Here is a 290-nt window from a genome sequence, read left to right on the forward strand (position 1 = left end):
GCTCTGGATCCGCTGAAGGTGATCGGCATGCGCTTCATCTACCTCGACGATGCCGCTGCGGCGCGGGTACGCAACGGGAACCCGCTGGACGGGCGCGCCGTGGAGCTCTTCGAGCGCTGCAGCGTCGATCCGGCGGCGGAGCTGTGCGCCTGCACGGCGGGAGTGCGCCCCAGCTGCGAGGCGCCGCACGATGGCGAGGTCGTGGCCCTTGTCGCCGATAACCGCATAGTGGCATTCTATGAGTATCAAGTCGACAAGGGGCGTTTCGCCCCCCGATGCGTGTTTCCAAT

1 pseudogene is annotated in these 290 nt (G+C 66.6%); it reads left to right on the top strand.

The window, feature by feature from the left end:
- Window positions 1-290 (top strand): annotated as a pseudogene (locus NE591_RS15315) (tRNA pseudouridine(55) synthase TruB); the annotation flags it as partial.

The organism is Adlercreutzia sp. DFI.6.23 (assembly GCF_024462535.1).
Classification (GTDB): domain Bacteria; phylum Actinomycetota; class Coriobacteriia; order Coriobacteriales; family Eggerthellaceae; genus Adlercreutzia; species Adlercreutzia rubneri.